Below are 4,311 nucleotides of genomic sequence, written 5' to 3' on the forward strand. Positions count from 1 at the left end.
GAAACTTGCCAAGCGCATTCAGAGCTGCGCCAAGTTGAGCCGCCAGACAGATCAGCAGCACATAGGGCATCAGGGCCATCGTGAGATTCCGCAAGAGCGTCCCTTCGGGACTGAGCGGAATGTACCAAGTCAGCGACCACAGCAGTCCATTGATGAGCAGGATCATGGTGCTCAGGAACACGGCTAATGTGATGAAGACCGCCCATGTGACGCGTACTGCGGACTCAATCCCCTTCTCGCGCATTTCAGAAACAAAAACGGGCAGAAATGCGGTCGTCAGCGCCCCTTCGCCAAGCAGCACCCGTGCCAGATTCGGCAACCGGAATGCCACCGTGAATGCGTCCATCACCGGCCCGGCGCCGAACATCACACCCATGGCCTGGTCACGTAACAATCCCGTGATACGACTTAAGAGGGTGCAAAAGCTGACAACTTTCAGGTTTGTCGTGACTTGTTGCAAAGATTCGTTCAATGAGAAATCCGTTCCATGAACCCGGAAGGCATCTGCAAAAGGCGAAAGAGTAGGAGAATAGTTCCATGAATTCCACCGTTCAGACGGAGCACACTGACGGCGTCCTGTAATGCAACCTTTAATGCATGAACCTGCCGCTGCCGTTGAGCCGTCCAAGTTCGATGCCCCCGATCGCAGCGTAGCACCCGTTTACGAATGGCGGTGTGAACGGTCTCTGGCCTTCGGGGCACCGAAGGGGGACATCACACTGAACAGATTTAGGCCAGATCATTCATTCGATCACTTCGCCCACGTACGGAATCACCCATCTCCATTTCGGGGGCTGGTAACCCGAAGGACGAGGTTCTACATTCTCGACAAACTTGGACTCAGAGGACGAGCGTCGGCCGGTCGAATGAAGTACGCTCTTGGCGCTGCGGGGAATCAGATAAGAGAACGAGCTCTGCCATCGGTCGAGTGAAACCACCCCGCGCTGCCTGGCCGGAGGACTGCGTCTGCATGAGTCCGAGCGGATGGATACCTAATTTGGGCCTCGCCCTGGCCTCCTTTCCGTCATCGGGACTGAGGGCAGGCATGCGAATTGAGAATCGACAATCCTGAGGAAATCTGTGTCACGCAAACCGCTCTTCATCATCTTTGTGACGGTCGTCGTCGATTTGCTTGGTTTCGGAATCGTCCTGCCTCTTCTGCCACGCTATGCAGAACATTTTCTCCCCACGGAAACGCACTTCGCGGCACCAGCCGAAGCTGTCGCAGTCGACGTCCCGGAAACAGTTCCTGGCACCGCAGATGGCCCGGTTGATGCGGTCGAACATGCGGTCCCAGAACTCACCCGAGGGAGTGAGGTGAGCAAGTTCTGGAGGGGGATGATCCTTGGGGGCCTCATGGCATCCTTTTCTGCGATGCAGTTTTTGTTTGCTCCGTTATGGGGATCGCTCTCAGATCGTGTGGGACGCCGCCCGGTGCTCCTGGTGGGACTGGCCGGATCGACCCTGTTTTACATTCTGTTCGCTCTTGTCACGCAGTGGGGCAACAGTGGACCGGTATGGGGGTTGAGCCCCGTCGTCTGGCTGTTCGTCACGCGCATGGGGGCAGGCATCGCGGGCGCCACCATCCCCACAGCCCAGGCCTACATTGCCGATTGCACAGACCAGTCGACACGTGGCAAGGGGATGGCGATCATTGGGGCAGCGTTCGGAATCGGCTTCACCTTTGGCCCATTGCTGGGGGCCTGGTTTGTCCCCGACAATATCACCGCCGCACCAAGTGCCGCTCCAGGTTATGTCGCAGCGGTCCTTTCCGGAATTGCGTTTCTGCTGGGTGTTTTTCTGCTGCCAGAATCTCTCAAAGCGGGCGAGCGATCACCCTCATCGCGGCACGGCTGGCAGTCGATGGGTTCCGTCTACCGGGTCCTCACAAATCGAGTTCTGGGCCCGATTATCTTTGCCGTCTTTTTAACGACGTTTGCTTTCGGTCAGTTTGAAACAACACTCGCCATGCTGACGAAGAAACTGGCAGTGTCCGATCGAGGCAACTTCTACATTTTTGCTTATATCGGTCTGATTCTGACCCTCGCACAAGGACTCCTGGTTCGTCGGCTGATTCCCAAAATGGGCGAATATCGCATGGCCGTTGGCGGCGTGATTTTGATGACGATCGGACTTCTGCTGGTTGGGCAGGCCGCCACAGCAAGTTCCCTGACAATTCTGCTTGTCGTCCTTCCGATCGTGGTCATTGGTTTCTCGGCAACCACTCCTTCCCTGCAGTCGATGCTCAGCCTGAATACGGGTGATGACGTACAGGGCGAAGTTCTGGGGGTCGGGCAGAGTATTTCATCGCTCGCTCGTATCGCAGGCCCCGTGGTTGGAATGGTGCTGCAGGAACGAAATTTGTCGCTTCCGTACTGGTTTGCAGCGGCGCTGATGGCCTTTGGTGCCGTGATGGTGTCGCGTCTGAAGTCGCTTTCCCAGGTTGGGAAAGAACTTGGCGCGACGGCGCCTGCTGATCCGACGTCCGCTGCCTGAATGGATCGCAGACTTCTCGACAACGCGTCAAACGATTGAGGTTTCGCCCGCTTCACATTTGCATCTCTGGGGATTTTTTTTGTTCCCAGAGGCGATCGAGATAACACGGCGCCGCAAGCGGTAATTAATCCTCGTCACGTCCTGATTGAAAAAGTTCCAGAGCGAGGGAGATGTGGATTGCCCTCTTGACGCATAAGTGGTTACCTTGGTGTTTCGATTTGAGTACCACTTGCTCAGGGAACCGAATCCATGACGCGTGCGCCTTCCGGAATGTCAACTCCCCTCGATTGGATCCATCAAATTCCGGTCTCGCGACGGAAGCTCCTGAAAATAGGCAGCCTGGGATTGGCAGGCATGGGACTTTCCCTTCCACACCTGCTTGCGTCGGACGCGGCGAAAGCGAATTCACGCCGATCAACCCTGGCGGACAACTGCATCCTGCTCTTTCTGAACGGGGGCCCGAGTCATCTGGACATGTGGGATCTGAAACCCAACGCTCCGGATGGAATCCGGGGAGAGTTCAAGCCGATCTCGACATCGTTACCCGGTTATCAGATGTGCGAGCATCTTCCTCGTCTGTCGCGGCAGGCTCATCTGGCCACCGTGGTGCGGTCGATGAATCACACCGTCAACAATTCACACGCAGCCGCTGTCTACGCTTCACTGACCGGACATGATCGGGGAGAGCAGGGGGGTGGGGCGAAAGCGACCGATCATCCGTCACTCGGCTCCATCATGGCCCGCGTCCGTCCGACCGAGGCGAATGTCGTACCGCATGTCTGCCTTCCTTACATTACCAAGGAAGGGGCAGGTGGGCCGCCTCAGCCCGGATTCTTCGGAGGAATCCTCGGTAACTCGTATGATCCGCTTTTCGTTCTGAAAGATCCGAACGCGCCCGACTTTCGCGTCCCGGAACTGACTCTTCAACAGGAAGTTTCATTCGACCGTCTCGACGCGCGACGCAAGCTCTTCGAATCCGCAGAAAGCGCGGCGAAAGCGACCTCTGCGACGACTGGCGAGATGACCCGGATGCAGTCTCGGGCATTGGACCTGCTCACCTCGGAAACGACTCAGCGAGCGTTCCGGCTCACCGAAGAATCCAATGCGATGCGTGAGTCGTACGGCCGAAACATTTACGGTCAAAGCGCTTTGCTGGCTCGCCGACTGGTGGAGGCGGGGACCCGGATCGTCACGATTTCCTGGGCCCCTGACGCCAATGCCACCTGGGACACTCACGGAAGCAATTTTGTCAGCCTGAAGAACACCCTGCTGCCGCAGTTCGACGCGGCCTGCGCCAGCCTCGTCGCTGATCTGTCCGAGCGGGGGATGCTGGAGCGAACTGTGGTTGCGGTGATTGGCGATTTCGGGAGAACGCCACGAATCAACGCCAACAATGGCGGACGCGATCACTGGAACTTCTGCTATAGCGTGATGATGGTCGGGGGAGGTTTCAAACCGGGACTGATTTACGGTTCAAGCGATGCAACTGGAGCGTTTCCCGCAAGTCAGCCGCTTGTTCCCGGGGACATCATTTCGACCATCTACACCGCACTCGGGGTAGATCCGACTGGCGACATTCATGACGCATTCCAGCGCCCCTACCGCATCGTTCCTGCGGGCGAAACCGTCTGGGATTTACTGCGAGATCGCGTATCTTGAGCGATCTTCATTCTGGACCTGATTAATCCCACGTCGGTCGACCACAGAGGAACGGACAACACTCCACCCATCCTCGCCCTGTTTGCACTTCCTCACCGGCGCCCCACGTTGACGGGTTCATCAAGCGGGGAAGAGTTGTCCACGCGCGGTTCCGTG

At 57.3% G+C, this 4,311-nt stretch carries 3 protein-coding genes; 2 read left to right on the forward strand and 1 reads right to left on the reverse strand.

The features are described from left to right. Positions 1-472: lipid II flippase MurJ (locus VGE80_RS21565; protein WP_440594076.1), on the reverse strand; the 472-nt coding region annotated here is incomplete at its 3' end. Positions 473-1,080: 608 nt separating this feature from the next. Here VGE80_RS21565 and VGE80_RS21570 point away from each other — a divergent pair. Together VGE80_RS21570 and VGE80_RS21575 are read left to right on the forward strand one after the other, a co-directional pair. Beyond that, complete coding sequence (locus VGE80_RS21570) at positions 1,081-2,496, forward strand: MFS transporter (protein ID WP_440594077.1); 1,416 nt, start codon at positions 1,081-1,083, stop codon at positions 2,494-2,496. A gap of 249 nt (positions 2,497-2,745) precedes the next feature. Continuing rightward, on the forward strand, positions 2,746-4,155 hold the full coding sequence (locus VGE80_RS21575; protein WP_440594078.1) for a DUF1501 domain-containing protein: 1,410 nt from the start codon (positions 2,746-2,748) through the stop codon (positions 4,153-4,155). The last annotated feature ends 156 nt before the right edge of the window (positions 4,156-4,311 follow it).

Source organism: Schlesneria sp. (genome assembly GCF_036405755.1).
In the GTDB taxonomy this organism is placed as follows: domain Bacteria; phylum Planctomycetota; class Planctomycetia; order Planctomycetales; family Planctomycetaceae; genus Schlesneria; species Schlesneria sphaerica.